This window comes from Luteimonas kalidii, assembly GCF_029887935.1.
GTDB lineage: Bacteria > Pseudomonadota > Gammaproteobacteria > Xanthomonadales > Xanthomonadaceae > Luteimonas > Luteimonas kalidii.
In genome coordinates this window covers 213975-232211 of sequence record NZ_JARXRO010000009.1, presented here as the reverse complement: position 1 = coordinate 232211, position 18237 = coordinate 213975, and the positions used below count along the sequence as shown (strand labels likewise).

Annotated in this window: 14 protein-coding genes; 5 read left to right on the top strand and 9 right to left on the bottom strand. The window is 68.7% G+C overall.

What is annotated here, in order from left to right:
* Window positions 1–153: 153 nt before the first annotated feature.
* Entirely contained in the window at window positions 154–3264 is a 3111-nt protein-coding gene (locus QFW81_RS02655; RefSeq protein ID WP_280577011.1) for a sensor histidine kinase, read from the bottom strand.
* Between the two features lie 493 nt (window positions 3265–3757).
* Between QFW81_RS02655 and QFW81_RS02650 the strand changes: the two genes are divergently transcribed.
* Complete coding sequence (locus tag QFW81_RS02650; RefSeq protein ID WP_280577010.1) at window positions 3758–4306, top strand: outer membrane beta-barrel protein; 549 nt, start codon at window positions 3758–3760, stop codon at window positions 4304–4306.
* Here QFW81_RS02650 and QFW81_RS02645 read toward each other — a convergent pair.
* The 8 genes from QFW81_RS02645 to QFW81_RS02610 form a co-directional block, all read right to left on the bottom strand.
* The gene (locus QFW81_RS02645; protein ID WP_280577009.1) at window positions 4242–4814 is read right to left on the bottom strand and encodes a MerR family transcriptional regulator; all 573 of its coding nucleotides are present in this window, start codon (window positions 4812–4814) and stop codon (window positions 4242–4244) included. The genes QFW81_RS02650 and QFW81_RS02645 overlap by 65 nt on opposite strands.
* Before the next feature lie 265 nt (window positions 4815–5079).
* On the bottom strand, window positions 5080–6030 hold the full coding sequence (locus QFW81_RS02640; RefSeq protein ID WP_280577008.1) for an alpha/beta fold hydrolase: 951 nt from the start codon (window positions 6028–6030) through the stop codon (window positions 5080–5082).
* A 43-nt stretch (window positions 6031–6073) separates the two neighbouring features.
* The gene (locus QFW81_RS02635) at window positions 6074–6502 is read right to left on the bottom strand and encodes an organic hydroperoxide resistance protein (protein ID WP_280577007.1); all 429 of its coding nucleotides are present in this window, start codon (window positions 6500–6502) and stop codon (window positions 6074–6076) included.
* 175 nt (window positions 6503–6677) lie between these two features.
* The gene (locus QFW81_RS02630) at window positions 6678–7637 is read right to left on the bottom strand and encodes an alpha/beta hydrolase (protein WP_280577006.1); all 960 of its coding nucleotides are present in this window, start codon (window positions 7635–7637) and stop codon (window positions 6678–6680) included.
* A gap of 27 nt (window positions 7638–7664) precedes the next feature.
* Window positions 7665–8588 (bottom strand): MBL fold metallo-hydrolase, encoded by a 924-nt coding sequence (locus QFW81_RS02625; protein ID WP_280577005.1) that lies wholly within the window; start codon window positions 8586–8588, stop codon window positions 7665–7667.
* A 4-nt stretch (window positions 8589–8592) separates the two neighbouring features.
* Window positions 8593–9390 (bottom strand): alpha/beta fold hydrolase, encoded by a 798-nt coding sequence (locus QFW81_RS02620; protein WP_280577004.1) that lies wholly within the window; start codon window positions 9388–9390, stop codon window positions 8593–8595.
* A 32-nt stretch (window positions 9391–9422) separates the two neighbouring features.
* Window positions 9423–11009 (bottom strand): GMC family oxidoreductase, encoded by a 1587-nt coding sequence (locus tag QFW81_RS02615; protein ID WP_280577003.1) that lies wholly within the window; start codon window positions 11007–11009, stop codon window positions 9423–9425.
* A gap of 150 nt (window positions 11010–11159) precedes the next feature.
* The gene (locus tag QFW81_RS02610) at window positions 11160–11990 is read right to left on the bottom strand and encodes an alpha/beta fold hydrolase (protein WP_280577002.1); all 831 of its coding nucleotides are present in this window, start codon (window positions 11988–11990) and stop codon (window positions 11160–11162) included.
* Window positions 11991–12486: 496 nt separating this feature from the next.
* Here QFW81_RS02610 and QFW81_RS02605 point away from each other — a divergent pair, with 496 nt between their 5' ends.
* The 4 genes from QFW81_RS02605 (at window position 12487) to QFW81_RS02590 (ending at window position 18099) form a co-directional block, all read left to right on the top strand.
* Entirely contained in the window at window positions 12487–13692 is a 1206-nt protein-coding gene (locus QFW81_RS02605) for a cytochrome P450 (protein WP_280577001.1), read from the top strand.
* Window positions 13693–13844: 152 nt separating this feature from the next.
* Window positions 13845–14381: a LuxR C-terminal-related transcriptional regulator gene (locus QFW81_RS02600; RefSeq protein WP_280577000.1), complete on the top strand. Its 537-nt coding sequence runs from the start codon at window positions 13845–13847 to the stop codon at window positions 14379–14381.
* Window positions 14378–17461, top strand: coding sequence for a sensor histidine kinase (locus QFW81_RS02595; protein ID WP_280576999.1), 3084 nt, complete (start codon window positions 14378–14380; stop codon window positions 17459–17461). Before QFW81_RS02600 ends, QFW81_RS02595 begins: the two co-directional genes overlap by 4 nt.
* On the top strand, window positions 17458–18099 hold the full coding sequence (locus QFW81_RS02590) for a response regulator transcription factor (protein WP_280576998.1): 642 nt from the start codon (window positions 17458–17460) through the stop codon (window positions 18097–18099). The genes QFW81_RS02595 and QFW81_RS02590 overlap by 4 nt, the downstream gene beginning before the upstream one ends.
* The last annotated feature ends 138 nt before the right edge of the window (window positions 18100–18237 follow it).

Here is an 18237-nt window from a genome sequence, read left to right as displayed (position 1 = left end):
CCTGACGGATCGCCTCAGGCGAACTCGCGCGCCGCCCAGTCGATGAAGGCGCGCAGCCGCGGCGACGGCAGGCGCGTGGGCGTATAGACGTGTCGACGGCGCCCTGCGCCAGCGTTCCATCGATTGTTCAGGAAACGCGAAGGGAGGAAGCGATCAACCGGATCCGTCAATGCGCTCGTCACCTGCCTCACCCGAGAGAAAACGCCGCAGCCAGTGCCGCCACCATGTGCGGTGCGGGCCGCCACGGACGACCCTGCCGGGCACGCGCAGTTCGACCTGGGTACCGGCGACGGCGCCGCGCCGGAACTCGAGCGTGGCGCCGATCCGCGTGGCGCGCTCGCGCATTCCAGACAGGCCCCAGTGGCCGGGTCGGAAGCCGACGGCGAGGATCTCCGGGTCCATGCCGCAGCCATCGTCGCGGATACAGAGCCGCAGTCCCTCGCCATGGCAGAGCTCGACATCGATCTGCCGCGCGCCCGCGTGGTGGAACGCATTGACGATCGCTTCGCGGGCGATGCCGAAGACCTCGTCGCGCACCAGCGGGTCGAGCGCTCTCGATTTCCCCTCGACGACGATGCGGAATGCTGGCATCGCATCGCCTCCGAGCCCGGCGCCAACCTCGGCGAGTGCGTGCGCGAGGTCGTCCACCGGCACGGCGGTGGCGCGCAGGCCCTGCACGCGGTCGCGGCCCTCCACCAGTACCTCGTCGGCCCGCTCGAGCGCGCGTTCCATGGCCAAGCGGGCCGGTTCGTGCGCCGGGAACCGTTCCATCGCCGACTGCACGCGCAGGATCAGGCCCTGGATGCCCTGCAGCAGCGTGTCGTGCAGTTCACGCGCGATCCGCTCGCGTTCCAGGTGTCGCTCTTCCAGGCGCGCCTGCAGGCGCGTCTCCATCACCCGCAGCCGGTACCGGTACAGCAGCCACAGCAGTCCGGCGCCCACGGCCATGCACAGCGCTATGAACCAGGCGGTCCGGTAGAACGGCGGCGGGATGCTGAAGTCGAGCGTGGCGCCTTCCTCGTTCCAGACGCCGTCCTCGTTGGCGGCGAGCACGTGGAACCGGTACTGCCCGGGACCCAGGTTGGTATAGACCGCCTCGCGGCGGGTGCCGGCGTCCTGCCAGTCTTCCTCGACGCCTTCGAGCCGGTAGCGGAACTTCACCCGTTCGGGAATCGACAGGCTCAAGGCGGTGTAGGCGATGCGCAGCTGGTGGGCGTCGACCGGGAGTTGCAGTGCCGGTCCGGGCGGCAGATGGCGGCCGTCCACGTCCACTGCGCGCAGCCGCACCGGTGGCGGAAGCGGGTTGCCGTGCAGGCGAGTCGGATCGATCCAGGCCAGGCCGTTGTCGGTGGCGAACCACAGCCGTCCGTCGCTGGCCTCCACTGCGGTGAAGCTCGGGCGATTCATCTGTGGCGCGCCGGGCAGGCCGTCCAGAAAGTCGAAACGGCGGTACTGCACGGCATGAGCGGGATCTGCGAGCAAGCGCCCGATCTCCGCGGCGGGAATGCGGACGACGCCTTGCGCCTCATTGAGCCACAGGTCTCCGGATGTGCTTTCCACCAGGCCGGAAATACTGCCGATCGGCTCGCTGCCGGCGGCAAGGACCGGATGGAAGCGCCCGCCGCGGAACAAGGCCAGCCCAAGCTCACCGCCGAACCACAGGTGTGGCCCTCGTCCGCCGATCACGGTCACACGGCCGATGCGCGGGCCAGTTCCGGGCGGGTAGGTGTATGCGTCCCTCCCCTCGATACGATGCAGGTGGTCGGGCGTCGTGCCCATCCAGACCCGACCCTGCGCGTCGTTGAATGCGGTGGTGGGCGCGCCGGCGGGAAAGTGGTCCGCCGGGGCGCCTCGCCAACGCCCGTCGCGGAAATGCACGAATCCGTGGCCAACGATGTCTACCCACAGTCCGCCGTCGCCATCGCCGTGCAGCGTGCGCGGTGCCCAGTCGCCCGGACGCACATCGCCGGGCGGATCCGACAGCGTCAGGCGATCCTCGTCCTGGCGCCATATGCCACTGTAGGATCCCCACCAGATCACCCCATGGCCGTCGCGGTGGGCGCTCAGGATGTTGCCGACTCCGGGTTGCGGGGTCAGGGCGTCGCCGCGAACGCGCAGCAGCGGAGTGGCTGAAGCACTGGCGGCCCAGATTTCCCCATCATCGCCAGCCATCAGGGTGAAGGTGCCATACCCGGCGGGGACAGCTACTGGCACGACGCCGCCGTGGCGGAAACGGTCGATGCCCTTGTCGGTCCCGAACCAGAGATTTCCCTCGCGATCCTCAAACGCGACGATCATCTGGTCCGAGGTCAGGCCGTCAGCCTGCGTGAACGCCTCTACCCTGGCGGCGGCCCCCGGCGCCTCGGGATGCCTCACCCGGTGCAGGCCACGGCCAAGTGTCGTGATCCACAGCCCGCCGTCACGGTCGAACACGATCGACTGCGAGCCCAGCCTGATCTCGTCGTCCTCGGCGAGGGGGGCGTCGTCCGCGAGCGCGAGTGGCCGCACCGAACGCGGTGTTTCTGCGATCCAGTGGCGACCGTCGCTGGCCTGGGCGATCTGAACCGCATAGTTGACGCGCTCGCCCGTGTCGCGAAAGATGCGCTCACCGCGCGGCAGGAACAGCAGCTTCTCGACGCTCGAGGCCCACAACGTGCCCGCGCGGTCGACGCCAAGCACCCGGGCACGTACGCCCTCCGGAAAGCCCTGCGCCGCACCCACGACTCGCCAGCGATCGCCCTCGCGCAGCGCCAGGCCCGCATTCGTGCCGGCCCAGAGGGTGCCGTGGTGGTCGCGCGCGAAGTCGAGCACCATGTCAGGGGGCAGCTGCTCCTCGCGAGTGTAGACCTGCAACACGTCGTCCTGGAGCAGCGCGAGCGCGCCGGTGCGAAAGCCGATCCACAGTCCGCCTTCGGGTGTCGCCAGCAAGGACACGACATAGGGCGACGGCAACGGCGTTCCGTCCGCCGGCACATAGCGTTCGAACGTGACGCCGTCGAAGCGGAACAGTCCGGTCGCCGCACCGATCCAGAGGTAGCCGTCGGCGGTCTGTGCCAGCGCCCAGACCTGGCTCGGCGCGCCATCGCGCGCGCGCCAGGCGGTGTGGTGCAACTGGTGGAGGCTGCGCTCGCGGTCGAGCGCATGCGTTTTCGCGGCGGGCAGTGCCAACGCGCAGGCGACCACCCACTGAAGGGTGACGCGGACCCACATGGTCGACAGACGACTCATCGCTGCCATCTCGCCCTTCGCCATCGACGGCGCCATGCACGAGGGATCGAGGTCCCCACCATCGTGCGAGGCTGGTCCGAACAGGATGCCTGCCAGGCCACTGGCGACTGACGTGCAGCGTCGGCCCGACCGCCCGTCCCGGGGCGTGCGATGACTTTACCCCATGTTCCCGCAAGGTGCGTCTGATGGCCGGCTGTCGCTTCGCACCGGCACGCCGGAAGAGGAACCGCTTGCCCGCGCATGTTCGATCGCGGTGGCCGCGGCCGAGGCCGACCATGGTCGCGGGAAGATCGAGGCGACGCGTCCGTGCCACAACGGGGATGGGCGGGCATGCCTCGCGGGCATCGGCAACGTCGCGGGGGCAACGTGTCGGCAGATGTCATTCCGTCGCGATTCTGTCGCGTCGCTAAACGCGTCCGGCGGCGGCGGTTGACCTTGCCGTCGCGTCAGACCCGATCTTTCCGCGCGGCGGGTCCCGCCCACACGCCATTTCGGCGTGAACCCTTCGCACATCCGGAAAACAACAAGAATGCGCAACAAGATTCTCGCAACCGCCCTCGCGTCCCTGCTCGCACCCGGCCTGGCCACCGCAGCCGAGCAATATGCCGACGACCTGTTGTACCTGCGCGTGGGCGCCGGCGCATCCGAAGTCGACTCGCAGTCCGATACCGGGACCGAGACGGCCTACTCGCTCGGCACCGGCTGGCGATTCGCGAAGCACTACAGTCTCGACCTCAACTACGACCGCCTCGGCAGCTGGGACCAGGCCGTCCCGGGCCTCGGCGGCCCGCTCGACGCGAAGTCGCGGACGTTCTCGCTCGGCCTTGGCGGCACGCTCGATTTCGGTCGCAGCGGATTCTTCGGCCAGGCCCGTGTCGGTGTCCACAGATGGCAGAACGAGTACGAGAACCTGGAGGCATCGTTCAAGGAAATGGGAACCGATCCGTTCTACTCGCTGGGCGTCGGCTACGATTTCGGCAAGAAGGCCGGCGTCATCCTCAGCTACGAACGCTTCATCGTGGACGGCGACAACCTGGGCGACGTGGATCGCCTGATGCTCGGTTTCGAGGTTCGCTAGGGCGAACGCGAACCGTCGGCGGATCGAGGCGGAGTTCTCGATCCGCGCACCGGCCGAATGCCGGTTGCCCGATGGCCGACGGCGCGGCGACCACATGGTGGCCCGCGTCGTCGCCCAGCAGCAGCGCAAGCAGCCTGCATCCGGCCTCCTCGTGCCCGGCGTCTCCCAGCATCGATTCGAGGGTCTCGCGCCTTTCCCGCATCCGGGTCTCGCAACGACGGAGTTCGGAGATCCGCTCTCCAAGCATCCTCGTGACGTCGGACCGCATCTGCGGGCCCATGCGCCAGAACCCCAGCAACCTGCGGATCGACTCGAGATCGAAGCCGAGTTGGCGCGCCCGATGCACGAACGTGAGCGTGCGCAGGTCCTGCTCGCTGAAGCGGCGATAGCCACCGGCGCCGCGCTGCGCGGGGCCGATGAGGCCCGAGGCTTCGTAGAGTCGGATCGCTCGCGCGGTCAGGCCGGTGCGACGGGAGGCTTCGCCGATGTGCATCGAGGAGCGGGGCATTGGGGAACTTCTGTTCTTCAGGGACGCATTTGCGTGGCCGCGCACGGCCGGGCGCGCGATCGCCCCGATCCATGCCGGCGCTGGAGGCCAAAGACATCCGGAGTGCGGACGATTGCCCGGGAGCGCGACCTGCGAAAGATGCGACCGCTGCGAATCCAGCGATCGCTGCGTTGCGCAGGACGTTTCGCCGACCTCGACAGCACCGGGATGCGAAGCGAGTCCGGCCGCAGGCAGACGTCTGCGGCCGGACGGCGAATCGGACCGCTCAGTTCCTGAGGAAGTCCAGCAGGTCCCGGTTGAGCCGGTCCTTGTGCGTGTCGGTGATGCCGTGCGGCCCGCCTTCGTAGACGATGACCTTGGCCTGCTTGACGTGGCGCGGCACCAGCCGGGCCGACATCGCCGGTGGCACGATCTGGTCGTCGCCGCCGTGGACCACCAGGGTCGGCACGTCGAACTTCGCAAGGTCTTCGCGGAAGTCGGTGGCCGAGAACGCCGCGATGGAATCGAAGGTGTTCTTGTGCCCGGCCTGCATGCCCTGCACCCAGAACGACTGGATCAGCGCCTGGTTGGGCGTCGCGCCGGGGCGGTTGTAGCCGAAGAACGGGCCCGAGGCGATGTCGAGGTAGAGCTGCGAGCGGTTCTCGAGCGACCCTTTGCGCAGGCCGTCGAAGTTCCCGATCGGCAGGCCGTCGGGGTTGCCGGCGGTCTTGAGCATCATCGGCGGCACCGCGCCCACCAGCACCGCCTTCTTCACCCGCCCGGTGCCGTGGCGGCCGATGTAGCGCGCGACTTCGCCGCCGCCGGTGGAGAAACCGACCAGGGTGACGTCGCGCAGGTCGAGCGCATTGATCACCGCGGCCAGGTCGTCGGCGTAGTGGTCCATGTCGTTGCCGTCCCAGGGCTGGCTGGAGCGGCCGTGGCCGCGACGGTCGTGCGCGACTACGCGATACCCCTGGTCGGCGAGGAACAGCATCTGCGATTCCCAGCTGTCCGAGTTCAGCGGCCAGCCGTGGCTGAAGGTGACGACCGGGCCCTCCTTGGGGCCCCAGTCCTTGTAGTAGAGGCGGACGTTGTCGTGGGTGACGATGTAATTGCCCTGGACGACGGCGGTGGCGGCCTGCGCGGCGGCGGCCGGTTGCGCGGCCTGTGCGGCGACGCCGGCCTGCAGGGCGAGGGCCAGCATGCTGGCAGCGAAGGTGCGGGTGATGGTGTTCATGGCGTGGTCTCCGGATGGGTGCGTGGATCGCGGGAATGGCCGATCAGTCGGCGATGGCCAGCGTCACGTCGATGTTTCCGCGCGTGGCGTTGGAGTAGGGACAGGTGGCGTGCGCCTCTTCCACCAGCGCGGACAACAGCTCGCGGTCGATGCCGGGGGCGGCGATGGTCAGCGCGGCCTCGAGGCCGAAGCCGGCGGCCGCCGGACCGATGCCGACCTTGCCGCTGACCGTCGTGGTCGACGGCAGCGCGACCTTGCGCTTGCCGGCCACGTACTTCAGTGCGCCGAGGAAGCAGGCCGAGTAGCCGGCGGCGAACAGCTGCTCGGGATTGGTGCCCGGGCCGCCCGGGCCACCCAGCTCCCGTGGGGTGGACAGGGCGACGTCGAGGACGCGGTCGGAGGACTGGGCGCGCCCGTCGCGACCGCCGGTGGCGGTGGCCGTGGCTGCGTAGAGGATCTTCTCGAGGGACATGGCGGTGGTTCCTGTGGATTGGGTGGGCCGGGCGGCGTGTCCGGTGAGGCGTACTCTGCGTGTCGGGCCCGTACGATTGGTGCTGTCCAGTCCTGAAAAGTTGACCAGGCTTCCGTCTGCGACCCCTTCTTCCATCGCCAGGCGCCTGGCCGCTCCGGAGCCTGTCCCGCGGGCCTCAGACCAGCCCGACCGGCAGGTTCGGCGTCGACACCACGCGATCGCCGACGACCCCGCCGTCCACGAACCGGACAGCGGCCTCGATGACCTGCGGCGCGTCGAGGATGCGGCGATGGCCCAGGCCCTGCGTGCTCAACAACCGCGCGCCGGGCCAGCAACGCGCGTACTGCTCGCCCTCGCCCCAGGGCACTTCCTCATCGGTGCAGTCGTGGATGACCAGCGCCGGCGTGGACAGGGCCGGCGCGTAGCGATGCGGTTGCAGGCCGAGCGGGTCGATGCCGGTCCGGTCGTGGAACTGCTGCAGCAACGGCTGCACCAGGCGGCCGGACAGGCCGATCAGGCGGGCGAACCGCTGCTTGGCCGCGCGCAGGTCGGCCGGTGGCGCGACCAGCACCACCCGTTGCGCGCGGAGCCCCCGCGAAAGGGCCAAGGCGACCGCGGCGGCGCCAAGCGAGTGGCCGATGACGGCCGCCAGTGCGGGGCGCGCGTCGTCGTGTCGAACGCCCGTGCCGGCAAGGTGGCGTTCCACGGCCGACACCGCGTCCACGAATCCCGCCAGGTCGTTGCGACGGCCGCTGCTGCGGCCGTGCCCGCGGTGGTCGAACGCGACCACGGCATACCCTGCCGCCCGCAGTGCCGGCAGCCAGGACATGAAGCGCTGCCCGAAACTGGACCAGCCGTGGACCAGCAGCACCGTCGGCTCGCGATCCGGATCTCCCCATCGATACAGCGCCAGCCGTTCGCCCTGCCAGGGCAGGAAGCGCAGTCCGGGCGGCGGCGCATGGGCCTGGGCCCGTGTCCGCGACGAGGCGGCCGGCGTGTCGAACAGCCGGTGCGCGCGGCGCACGGTCGCGGTCGGAAGCAGCCAGCTGCCGACCGCGAAGCCGGACCGCAGCAGCCGCCAGCGAATGCCCGCGTGCACGCTGGCCTGGACGCTGCGTGCGCGATGCGACGTCACGAGGCATCCCCGTGCGGTCGCCGGTCGTCAGAAGCGGTAGGCATCACCGTCCTCCGGCACCAGCGTCCAAGTCGCATCCAGGCCCTGCGAGCGGATGTAACGATGCAGGTCGTCGCGCGATTGCGTGGCGTGGTTCACCGCCTCCAGGTGCACGGCGACGATGGCCGCGTCGGGCGCCGCGCGTCGCGCGCGCGCCAGGTCGTCGCGCCCCATGATGATCGATCCATCGAGGCCCGCGATGCGGGCGTCGCCGGCGTTGAGCACGATCACGTCCGGCCGGTGCCGCGCGATCGCCGCCTCCACCTCGGGGTGCCAGGTGGTGTCACCCGCGACATAGACGCTCTTGTAGCCGTCGCGCTGGAACACCACGCCGGAGACCTTCCCGAGCGCTTCGCCCGCAGCCTGGATGTGCGTGTCGGTGCCGTGCTGGCCCCCGGTCCTGTACAGGCGCGTGCCCCGGAACACCGTGTCGTCGAACACGCGCACGTCGGTGAAGCCATCCGCCCGCACGCTGCGGGCGTCCGCCTCGTCCTGGACGAACACGGGGATCGACTTCGGCAGCCGCTCCCGCGCCACCGTGTCCCAATGGTCCGGGTGCAGGTGGGTGAGCACCACGGCATCCGCTTCCATGGCCTGCTCCAGCGACATCGGCAAACCCACGCGCGGGTAGCGCAGGTGGGCATCGTGCGTGCCCGCGATGCCCGGATAGGCCTCCGCCTCGGCGAGCATGGGATCGACCAGGAACACGGTGCCCGCGTACTCGATCCTCACGGTGGCACTGCGCACCAGCTGCAGGCCTACTCCGGTGGCCGCGTTGCCGGAAGCCGTCGCGGGCTGCGCAGCGGGCACCGTGCCGACGACGAGCGGGATCAGCGCGAAGACCGCGGCACAGGCGGTAACCGACGCGGCCGCCGTGGCATGGAGCAGCTGCCATCGAACGCGACTGGCCACGGCATCAATCTCCCTTCGCCTTCGACGCCGCCGATCGCGCGGCCTGATCGATCACGTCGGCCACGACCTGCGGCCGGGTCACGTAAACGGCGTGGCTCGCGGAGACCGGCGTGATCTCGGCCCCGATCCGACGCGCCATGTGCTGCAGCATCGCCTGGTCGAAGGCCTTGTCCTCGGTGGCGATCACCGCCCAGCTCGGCCGGCTGCGCCAGGCCGCGTGCTGCAGGCGGGTGGCGAACACCGCCATGTCGATCGGCACCTGCGAGGCCGCCAGGAACGCGACATCGGCATCGCTGGCATCGTGGGCGAAGCCGGCCTTGAACTTCGCCAGGCTCAGGTAGCCGAACCCGTCGGCCTGGGTCTCGATCACGAACTCCGGCGTGGCGGCGAAACCGGCGTACTGCTCGGCGGTGCTTTCGCCGGCATCGGGCGCCAGCGCGGACACGTAGACCAGGCCGACGACTTTGTCGTGCACGCCGGCTTCGGTGATCACGGTGCCGCCCCAGGAATGGCCGACGAGGATGGCCGGTCCGTCCTGGCGGTCGAGCGCGCGTCGGGTGGCGGCGACGTCGTCGGCCAGCGAGGTGAGCGGATTCTGGACGATGGTCACGCGGTAGCCGCGGTCGACCAGCAGGTCGTGCACGGCGCGCCATCCGGATCCGTCGGCGAAGGCGCCGTGCACCAGCACGACGTTGCGCGCGGCGTCCGCCGGCAGGCGTGCGGTGGGTGTGGCGGCACCGGCGGTGCCGGAGGCGGCGATGGCCAGCGTGGCCACGAGCAGTGACGGGAGTGCGATGTGCATGGGCTTCTCCTCGGGTGGGCGGATGGAGCGGCTCAGATGCGATGGGCCGCCTGGATGATCCCGGCCGCGCGTTCGCCGATGACCACGCACGGCGCCATGGTGTTGCCGCTGGGAACGTTGGGCATGATCGAAGCGTCGGCGATGCGCAGTCGGTCGATGCCGTGCACGCGCAGCCGGCCGTCGACCACCGACAGCGGGTCACGGCCCATCCGGGCGGTGCAGGCCTGGTGCCAGAAGGTGATCGCCGCGTTGCGCAGGTAGTGGTCCATGTCGGGCCCGGACAGGGCGCCGGGCATCGCCTCGCGTTTCAACAGCCGGCCGAAGGCCGGTGCGTGCGCGATCTCCCTGGCGATCTCCACGGTGGCGTGCGCGGCGCGGACGTCGTCCGGATGGGACAGCGTGTTGGCCTGGATCCGGACCGGGTCGTCCGGACCCGCGCCGGTCAGGTGCAGCGAGCCCCGGCTCTTGGGGTGGGACAGTCCCGCGAACACCATCCAGCCGTGTTCCGGTACGCCCATGTGCGAGGTTTCGGGCGTGGCCAGCGGGAACTCGAGCTGGCAGTGGAAGACGTCCGGCGCCGCCAGCGACGGATCCGTCTTCCAGTAGAGCGTGGCTTCCGAACCGCCGTGGCCCACTTCGACCGGCGCGCTGGATTCGAAGAGGCAGCCGAACGCCACGTGGTCCTGGTGGTTGTGTCCCACCCCCGGCAGGTGCCGGCGCACATGGATGCCGTGCGCGCGCAACTCGTCCTCCGGGCCGATGCCGGACTGCATCAGCACTCTGGGCGTGTTGATCGCGCCCAGCGACAGCACCACCTCGCGCTCGGCCATGAAGGCTTCGCGACGACCGCCGACGATGGCCTCCACGCCGACCACCGCGTTGCCTTCGAACAGCAGGCGGCTCACCTGCGCGTGCAGCAGCACGGTGAGGTTCGGCTGGTGGCGCCGCGGCCACACGTAGGCACGGAAGATCGAGGAGCGGCGACCGTCCTTGACGATCAGCTCGGTCAGCGCGGCACCGCCGCGGCCTTCCATCATCTCGCCATTGGGACTGTCGAAGATCGGCATGCCGATCGATGCCGCGGCCTCGACCATGGCGGTCGCCACCGGCTGCGGGTCGCGCGCGGTCTCGACGTGGACGGGCCCGCCGCTGCCGCGCCGTTCCGGGTCCGGCCGCCCCTGCCAGTCCTCGATGCGCCGGTACACCTCCAGCACCGAGCGATAGCTCCAGCCGTCGTCGCCCGACTCCTCGGCGAACTGGTCCCAGTCCGCCTGGTGGCCGCGCGACCACACCATCACGTTGATGCCGGAGCTGCCTCCGGCCACTTTTCCCATGTTGAGCGGAATCGCGCGGTTGTTCAGATGCGGGTTCGCTTCGGCCACGAACTGCCAGTCACGCTCGGAGCCGAGATTGAGCGGCCACTGCGCAGGCGTGAGCACTTCCGGTACGTCGTCGCCGCCACCGGCTTCGATCAGCAGCACGCGGACCTCGGGGTTCTCCGCCAGGCGACCGGCGAGCGCACTGCCGGCCGGCCCGGCGCCGCAGACGATGAAGTCGTAGTGGCGCTGCAGATGCGGTGTGTCGCCGGGAGAAAGCACGGGAGTGGAGATGATCGGCATGCGGGGGTCCGGTACGGATGGATGTGGAAGGCGTGCGTCCCTGCGCTCGCAGGTCGCAAGCGTCGACGTCGCGGCCGGCCGTGCAAGGCGCCGCGCTGGCGACGCGGCGCTGTCCAGCCGTGCGCCACGCACGCGCGTGCAACGGTGCGGTCAGGACGAGCGCACGAAGGCGAGCAGGTCCGCGTTGATCACGTCGGCGTTGATCGTGCACATGCCGTGGCCGAAGCCTTCGTAGACCTTGAGCGTGCCGTGGCGCAGCAGCTCCACCGCCAGCAACGCGGAATCCTCGATCGGAACGATCTGGTCGTCGTCGCCGTGCATGACCAGGGTGGGAACGTCGATCGCCTTCAGATCCTCGGTGAAGTCGGTTTCCGAGAACGCCCTGATGCAGTCGTACAACGGCTTGATGCCGCCCATCATTCCCTGTCGCCACCAGTTATCGGCGACACCCGGCAGCACCTCGGCGTCCGGCCGGTTGAATCCGTAGAACGGTCCTTCCGGCAGTTCCCGGAAGAACCCGGTGCGCCGGGTGAGGAGTGCAGTGCGGAACCCGTCGAACACCTCCAGCGGCAATCCGCCGGGATTCGCTTCCGTCTTCAGCATGATCGGAGGAACGGCGCCGATCAGCACCGCCTTCGCGACGCGGCCGCCGCTGCCGTAGCGCGCGACATAACGCGCGACCTCGCCGCCTCCGGTCGAGTGGCCGATGTGGACCGCGTCCTTCAGTTCCAGGTGGGCGGCGAGTGCCGCGACATCCGCGGCGTAGGTGTCCATCTCGTTGCCGTCCATGGTCTGGCTGGAACGTCCGTGCCCGCGCCGGTCGTGCGCGATGACGCGGTAGCCCTTGTCCAGGAAGAACATCAGCTGTGCGTCCCAGTCGTCGCTGGTCAACGGCCAGCCGTGATGGAACACGATCGGCTGCCCGGTGCCCCAGTCCTTGTAGAAGATTTCGGTGCCGTCTTCGACCTTGATCGTGCCCATGGCGCCTGCTCCTGTCGTGGTGGACCCGCGTGCGCATTGAAGCGGAAGCGGGACGGTGCGGAGTTCGAGCCGGTCCGGCTGTCGAACCCGTCGCGCTTGAAGCGGTGACGAACGTAGCGCGGATGCCGAACCGACCTGTCCGTCTCCGGATGATGCAAGTCGGCGATGCCTGCCTTGCCTGGGAATTCTGTGGAAAACGGCAGGCAAGCGGTATTCGATATTCATCGTACGAACGGCACGCCGGATGACGTATCGCGCACTACTCCGAACGGGTAATCGCGCGGGCTGTCCACAGGGCAATGCCGGTCGCGCCGCCCGCGGTTAGATTTCGCTTCGCTCCCGGTTCGGCCTGATGGTCCGCAAGGGCCGCCACCGGACCCATGCCGGCATGCGGATGACCGATTCGCGTACATGCAGCCGCGTGGAATGCAGGCGGCGCGCGAATGCCATGCCGCAACACGGCCGCACTTCCCTTTCCTGCCCCCAGAGATCACCAATGCATCAGCCATTGACCTTTACAAGCGCGGAACTCGATGCGAACGCCCACGACATCTTCCGTCGCTATCGACCGGTCACGCCGCTGCTCATGCGCGACGATGGCATCTATGTCGCCATCCGGGCCGGGGACGTGCAGCGTCTGTTCACCGATCCGCGAACGCGGCAGATGGAAACCGAAATCGCGCAGGTCAGGGGCGTGACCGATGGACCGCTGCTGGAGTTCCTGCAGCACACGATGGTCCTGAGCAATGGCATGGCGCATCGACAGCGACGCCTGCCGCTCGTGCAGGCGTTCGCGTCGCGCTTCATCCACGAGTTGCGACCGCACGTGCGCGCGATCGCGGAAGGCCTCATCGATGCGTGTCAGGGGGCTGGATCGATGGATTTCATCCAGGACTTCGCGAGCTGGCTGCCCGCGCATGTCATCTGCCGCATCCTGGGGATCCCGGACAGCGACATTCCCGGCTTCACCCGGAGCGTGTACAGCCTGTCGCGTGCTTTCAGTTCCACCTTCGCCCGCGGCGAAGTGCCGGCCATGCAGCAGGCGGCCGGCGAGCTCAAGGCCTATGTCGAAAGCCTGGTCGCGGAACGGCGCCGGCATCCGCGCGAGGACTTCATCAGCGCGTTCGTCGCGGCCTGCGACGCGTCCGGCACGCTGTCCCACGCCGAAGAGGTGGCGCAGTTGATGACCATCCTGCTGGCCGGCAGCGACACCACGCGCAGCGCACTGGCGATCCAGACGTCGCTGCTGCTGCAGCACCCGGAACAATGGCGCGCCGTCTGCCGCGATCCCGGCCTCGTGCCGGGCGCGGTGCTCGAATGCCTGCGCTACGAACCCGCGGTGGCCTCCGTGCCGCGCGTCACCCTGGAGGACATCGTGCTCGATGGCACGGTGCTGCCGGGTGGAAGGATCCTGTCCCTGTCGACGCTGTCGGCGCTGCGCGATCCCGCGCTCTACGCCGATCCCGATCGCCTCGACATCAGGCGCGCCGATCCGCCACGACGCCATCCCGTGTTCGGCGGCGGCGTACACCGCTGCCTGGGCGAGGCGCTGGCGAAGGTCGAGCTCGAGGAAGCCCTGGCGGCGCTGGCGCGACGGCTGCCGCACCTGGCGCTGGACGGCGATCCGGTGAGGGTCGAGGGCGGATTCGGGATCCGCACGGTGCGTGGCCTGCGCGTCAGGTGGGATCGCACCCGGACATAGACGTACGACTTCAGTCCGGGACGGCCCCCTCTTGAATCTCCCGGAGGCGAGGCGGTTACTCCAAAAGGGTAACCGGGCGCCTCGTCCACGGAGTATTGTCGGCGGCTGGGGCGATCGTTAACTTGGGCGCGTCACGTTTCGGACGCCTCGCCATGAACCAGCATTCCCCGCTGCTGTTCGTCCTGGTCGACGCGCGCCGTTGGCAGGAGTCCGCCGGACTTTCCGCGATCGATGCCGACGCCGGGATTGCCGTCGGGAACCCGGGACCGGAGTTCGTGGCTATGGGCGGCGGCGACAATCCACCCTGCGTGCTGGTGCGAGCCGCCGACCTGGAGGGCATCGAAGAACGATTCGGCGAGTGGATGCTGGCGACTGCAACCCGGTTCGCGGACGCGCAGGAGCGTTACGGGGGCCTGACACCGCGCGAGCGCCAGGCGCTTCCGCTCATCACCGATGGCCTGCTCAACAAGCAGGCTGCATCGGCGATGGGCATCAGCGAAGCGACGCTGCAGATCCACCGCAGGCGCATCATGGAAAAGATGGGTGCGCGCTCGTTCGCCGAACTGGTGCGCATTGCCGACGTGCTGGGCGTGTCGGCCGTCGGCGCACGCAGCCCACACGCACACGGGCCGACGCGGACGGGTGTAGCGCACCGCCGCACACCAAGCGTCGGTGACGGTGCGGCGTGATCCGTTTCGTGACGATCGCGGAGCACGTGCTACGCCTTGCGATGGTTCCGGTGCTCCTGCTGTCCTGCCTTGCGCCTGCATTCGCGCTGCCGCCCGATATCCCGCTCTCCCAGCTGCACCGGACCCAATGGACAATCCAGAACGGCGCGCCGAGCGGGATCATCCAACTGGTCCAGACCGACAGTGGATACATCTGGCTGGCGGCGAGCGGCCATCTGTTCCGCTTCGATGGTGTCGAATTCGAACGTATCCACCAGATCGGTGGATCGCCGCTGCCTTCTGCCCGGGTGCACCGGATGTGGGCGCGGCCGCAAGGCGGGCTATGGGTCAGCTACCAGTTCGGAGGCGCGACATTCATCGACGAAGATTCAACTCTCCGGAACTACTCCACGAGCGATGGACTTCCGCCCAATTCGGTAACGGCTTTCGCCGAAGGCGCCGATGGCCGCATGTGGGCCGGGACGACGCGAGGACTCTTCTGGCTGGAGGGTGGGCGCTGGAGGCCTGCGGACGATGGCTGGAACATCCCTCAGGTGCCCGTGGTCGACATGGTGCTGGATCCTGCAGGAACGCTATGGGTCCTTGCACCGGATTCACTCTACTTCCAGCGCAGCGGTGAGCGTAGGTTCGAGTTGGCGCTCCGGGAGCCAATGGATGCCTACTTCGTCCCGGCGCCGGATGGCCGCCTTTGGCTTGCGCGGACCGCGCACGGGCTGGCGGAACTGCGGGTTCCCGAGCCGGGCGGCAAGATGGTGCTCGAATGGCGGCCCGACGGGTCCGACAGCGGAGAGCCGGTGTCCTCGATCCTGGTTGACCGGGAGTCGAGCCTGTGGGTTTCCAATTGGAGCCGCGTCACGCGTGTTCCGCATTGGGGGGAGGGGGTCGGAGCGCGCCCCGGCACCGGACAGGCCGAAGACCATGCCGATCAGACCCGTTTGGTTGGCGAGTACTCGGGCATGTTGATGCAGGATCGCGAAGGCAATGTCTGGGCAACTTCCAGCGGAGGATTGACCAGATTTCGCGCGTCCGCGTTCGTGAGCATCGCGGTGGAGCGCACGGCATCCGGTAGCACGGCGCTCGCGGCCGCCGATGACGGATCGGTCTGGGTCAGCGACTACGAAGGCACGTTGCACCGACTGCAGAATGGAAAAACGCGTGAGACGCTGCAATCGCCACACGAGCCTTACGGCGTTCTGCATCTGGATCATGCCGGCACTCTATGGGTGGGTGGACCCAACGGTTCGATCTACCACCGACAGGGTGATCGATGGATCCAGTGGCAGCGAGCGGACACCGGTGGGGGTGATAGCGTCCAGGCCATGGCCAGCCAGGGCGATGGCACGCTATGGGTTTCCATCGTCCGGGTGGGCGTCTACCGCGTCGTCGGCAATCTCTGGACATTGTGGGGCGGGCTGGCCGACTTGCCGCGCGAGCCGGCGACGGCGATGGCGATGGATGCAGCCGGGCGCCTGTGGCTTGGCTACGTCGACAGCCGGATCGCGGTTGTCGACCAGGGCCGCGTGACCGTGTACGACGCTGCCGACGGTCTGAAGATCGGTGCCATACAAGTGCTTGCGGTGCGCGGCCGCCACACCTGGATAGGCGGTGAGAATGGACTGGCTCGATTCGACGGCCGACGTTTCCACAACGTCCTCGGCGCCGCGCCGCTTGCGTTCGGTAGCGTCAACGGCATTGTCGAGAGATCCCAGGGAGACGTCTGGCTGAACACGAGCGAGGGCGCGGTACACATTCCCTCGGCTGAGGCGCGGAAGGTTGCCGGGAACCCCGTACACCCGGTGGAGTTCCGGCTATTCGACCACCTCGACGGCATGCCGGGCGCGTTCGCGTCGCTCCGCCCGTGGCCGACCGCTGTCGAAAGTACCGACGGACGCCTGTGGTTCTCGACCAACGACGGCGTGGTATCGCTTGCGGCGCGAACTCCACCGCGTAACACCGTCGTTCCAGACGTCTACCTAAAGTCCATCACGGTGGATGGCCACCGCACGGACCTCGAGAGCCCGAGGACCTCCATCCTGCGGCTTCCCACTACTCCGCTTGTCATACAGATCGCATACACGGCGCCGAGCTTCACGATTCCGGAACGGGTGCAATTCCGGTACCGCCTTGAAGGTTCGGAGATGGGCTGGGAGGATGTGGGCACGCGGCGGGAGGCCTTTTTCACCGGCCTTCCACCAGGCAGGTATCGCTTCCATGTGATCGCAGCGAACGACTCGGGCCTCTGGAACGAAGCTGGGGCCGTCCTTGATTTCGTCGTTCCGCCCACCTTCCTCCAGTCGCGCACGTTCCTGGCGCTGTGCGTTGCCGCAGCAGGCGCAGCGCTCTGGCTACTGTTCGTGCTTCGCATGCGGCAGGTCAGGACCAAGCTGCAATGGCGGAGCGAGGCGCGCCTGCTCGAGCGCGAGCGCATCGCGCGCGACCTGCATGACACGTTCCTGCAGGGCGTCCAGGGCCTGATGCTGAGGTTCCAGTCCGCTGCCGAGCGCATTCCGCAAGGCGAGCCGGCCAGGGAGCTGATGGAGGATGCGCTGGATCGTGCCGATCGCGTGCTGGCCGATGGTCGCGACAAGGTGTCCGAGTTACGCGCCACGGTCAGCCTCAACCTGCCGGAGGCGCTGGCCATGGTCGGCAACGAGCTGTCGCGCGACTACGCAGTGGGCTTCCGCGCGCATGTCGAGGGCGACATCCGCACGCTGGAGCCACTGGTGCAGGAAGAGGCCTACCGCATCGGCGCGGAGGCACTGACCAACGCATTCCGGCACGCAGGGGCCACGCGCATCGCGGTGACCACGGTGTTCGGACGGCGCCAGCTGGAGGTCCGGGTGAGCGACGACGGCTGCGGGTTCGACCTGTCCAGCGTCCGCAAGGGACGCTGGGGCCTGAAAGGCATGCGCGAGCGCGCAGGGAAAATCCGTGGAAAGATCCACCTGTCGAGCAAGCCCGGTGCAGGCACCACGGTCGACCTGCATGTCCCGGCCAGGGTCGCCTATCGCAACGCCGGTGACAGGCGCCGGGGCTGGCGCAGGATTCTCGGCAGCCTGGACGGGGAGCACCGGAAATGACGCAGCCTGACGAGACGCCGCGCACCATCAGGGTCATGGCGGTCGACGACCATCCGCTGCTGCTGGACGGCATCAAGGCAGCATTGAGCGAACAGCCGGACATGGAGCTGGTCGCGGAGGCGATGAACGGCCGCGAAGCCGTCGACCTGTTCGGTGTCCATCGTCCGGACGTGACCCTGATGGACCTGCAGATGCCCGGCATGGGCGGGCTGGACGCGCTGCGTGAGATCCTGGGCGATTGGCCCGATGCGCGCATCGTGGTGCTGACCACGTATCGTGGCGACGCACAGGCCTTGAGCGCGCTCAAGAGCGGCGCCCGGGGTTTCATGCTCAAGGGCATGATGCGCAAGGAACTGCGCGACACCATCCGCGCCGTGCATGCCGGCCGGCGCGTCGTGCCCGCGGAGATCGCGATGGAACTCGCGCAACATGCCGGCGAGGACTGCCTGTCGCCGCGCGAGGTGGAGGTGCTGAAGGAACTCGCGCGCGGCAACGCGAACCGCGAGATCGCCGAGAGCCTGAAGGTCACCGAAGGCACGGTCAAGGCGCACATGAAGAGCATCTTCGCCAAGCTGGGCGCGAAGGATCGGACCCACGCGGTCCTGCTGGCACTCAAGCGCGGGATCCTCGAGGTGTGAGGCGGGCGGGGTCGGAGGCCCGGGTCGATTCCCGTGGGCGACCGACGCAACCTTCCGTCCCGCAGGAACCCGTGACTCCGCAGGTCGCGTGCCGCTTGCCATGAGCCCAGGCACGGAATCGTGGTGCGCCCGGCTTCG

What these genes read in the sequence shown, in the direction of transcription:
- QFW81_RS02605 (WP_280577001.1), top strand. Translation starts at nt 12,487, where the DNA reads ATGCATCAGCCATTGACCTTTACAAGCGCGGAACTCGATGCGAACGCC.
- QFW81_RS02620 (WP_280577004.1), bottom strand. Translation starts at nt 9,390, where the DNA reads ATGCACATCGCACTCCCGTCACTGCTCGTGGCCACGCTGGCCATCGCC.
- QFW81_RS02590 (WP_280576998.1), top strand. Translation starts at nt 17,458, where the DNA reads ATGACGCAGCCTGACGAGACGCCGCGCACCATCAGGGTCATGGCGGTC.
- QFW81_RS02640 (WP_280577008.1), bottom strand. Translation starts at nt 6,030, where the DNA reads ATGAACACCATCACCCGCACCTTCGCTGCCAGCATGCTGGCCCTCGCC.
- QFW81_RS02610 (WP_280577002.1), bottom strand. Translation starts at nt 11,990, where the DNA reads ATGGGCACGATCAAGGTCGAAGACGGCACCGAAATCTTCTACAAGGAC.
- QFW81_RS02650 (WP_280577010.1), top strand. Translation starts at nt 3,758, where the DNA reads ATGCGCAACAAGATTCTCGCAACCGCCCTCGCGTCCCTGCTCGCACCC.
- QFW81_RS02600 (WP_280577000.1), top strand. Translation starts at nt 13,845, where the DNA reads ATGAACCAGCATTCCCCGCTGCTGTTCGTCCTGGTCGACGCGCGCCGT.
- QFW81_RS02645 (WP_280577009.1), bottom strand. Translation starts at nt 4,814, where the DNA reads ATGCCCCGCTCCTCGATGCACATCGGCGAAGCCTCCCGTCGCACCGGC.
- QFW81_RS02615 (WP_280577003.1), bottom strand. Translation starts at nt 11,009, where the DNA reads ATGCCGATCATCTCCACTCCCGTGCTTTCTCCCGGCGACACACCGCAT.
- QFW81_RS02635 (WP_280577007.1), bottom strand. Translation starts at nt 6,502, where the DNA reads ATGTCCCTCGAGAAGATCCTCTACGCAGCCACGGCCACCGCCACCGGC.
- QFW81_RS02655 (WP_280577011.1), bottom strand. Translation starts at nt 3,264, where the DNA reads ATGGCGCCGTCGATGGCGAAGGGCGAGATGGCAGCGATGAGTCGTCTG.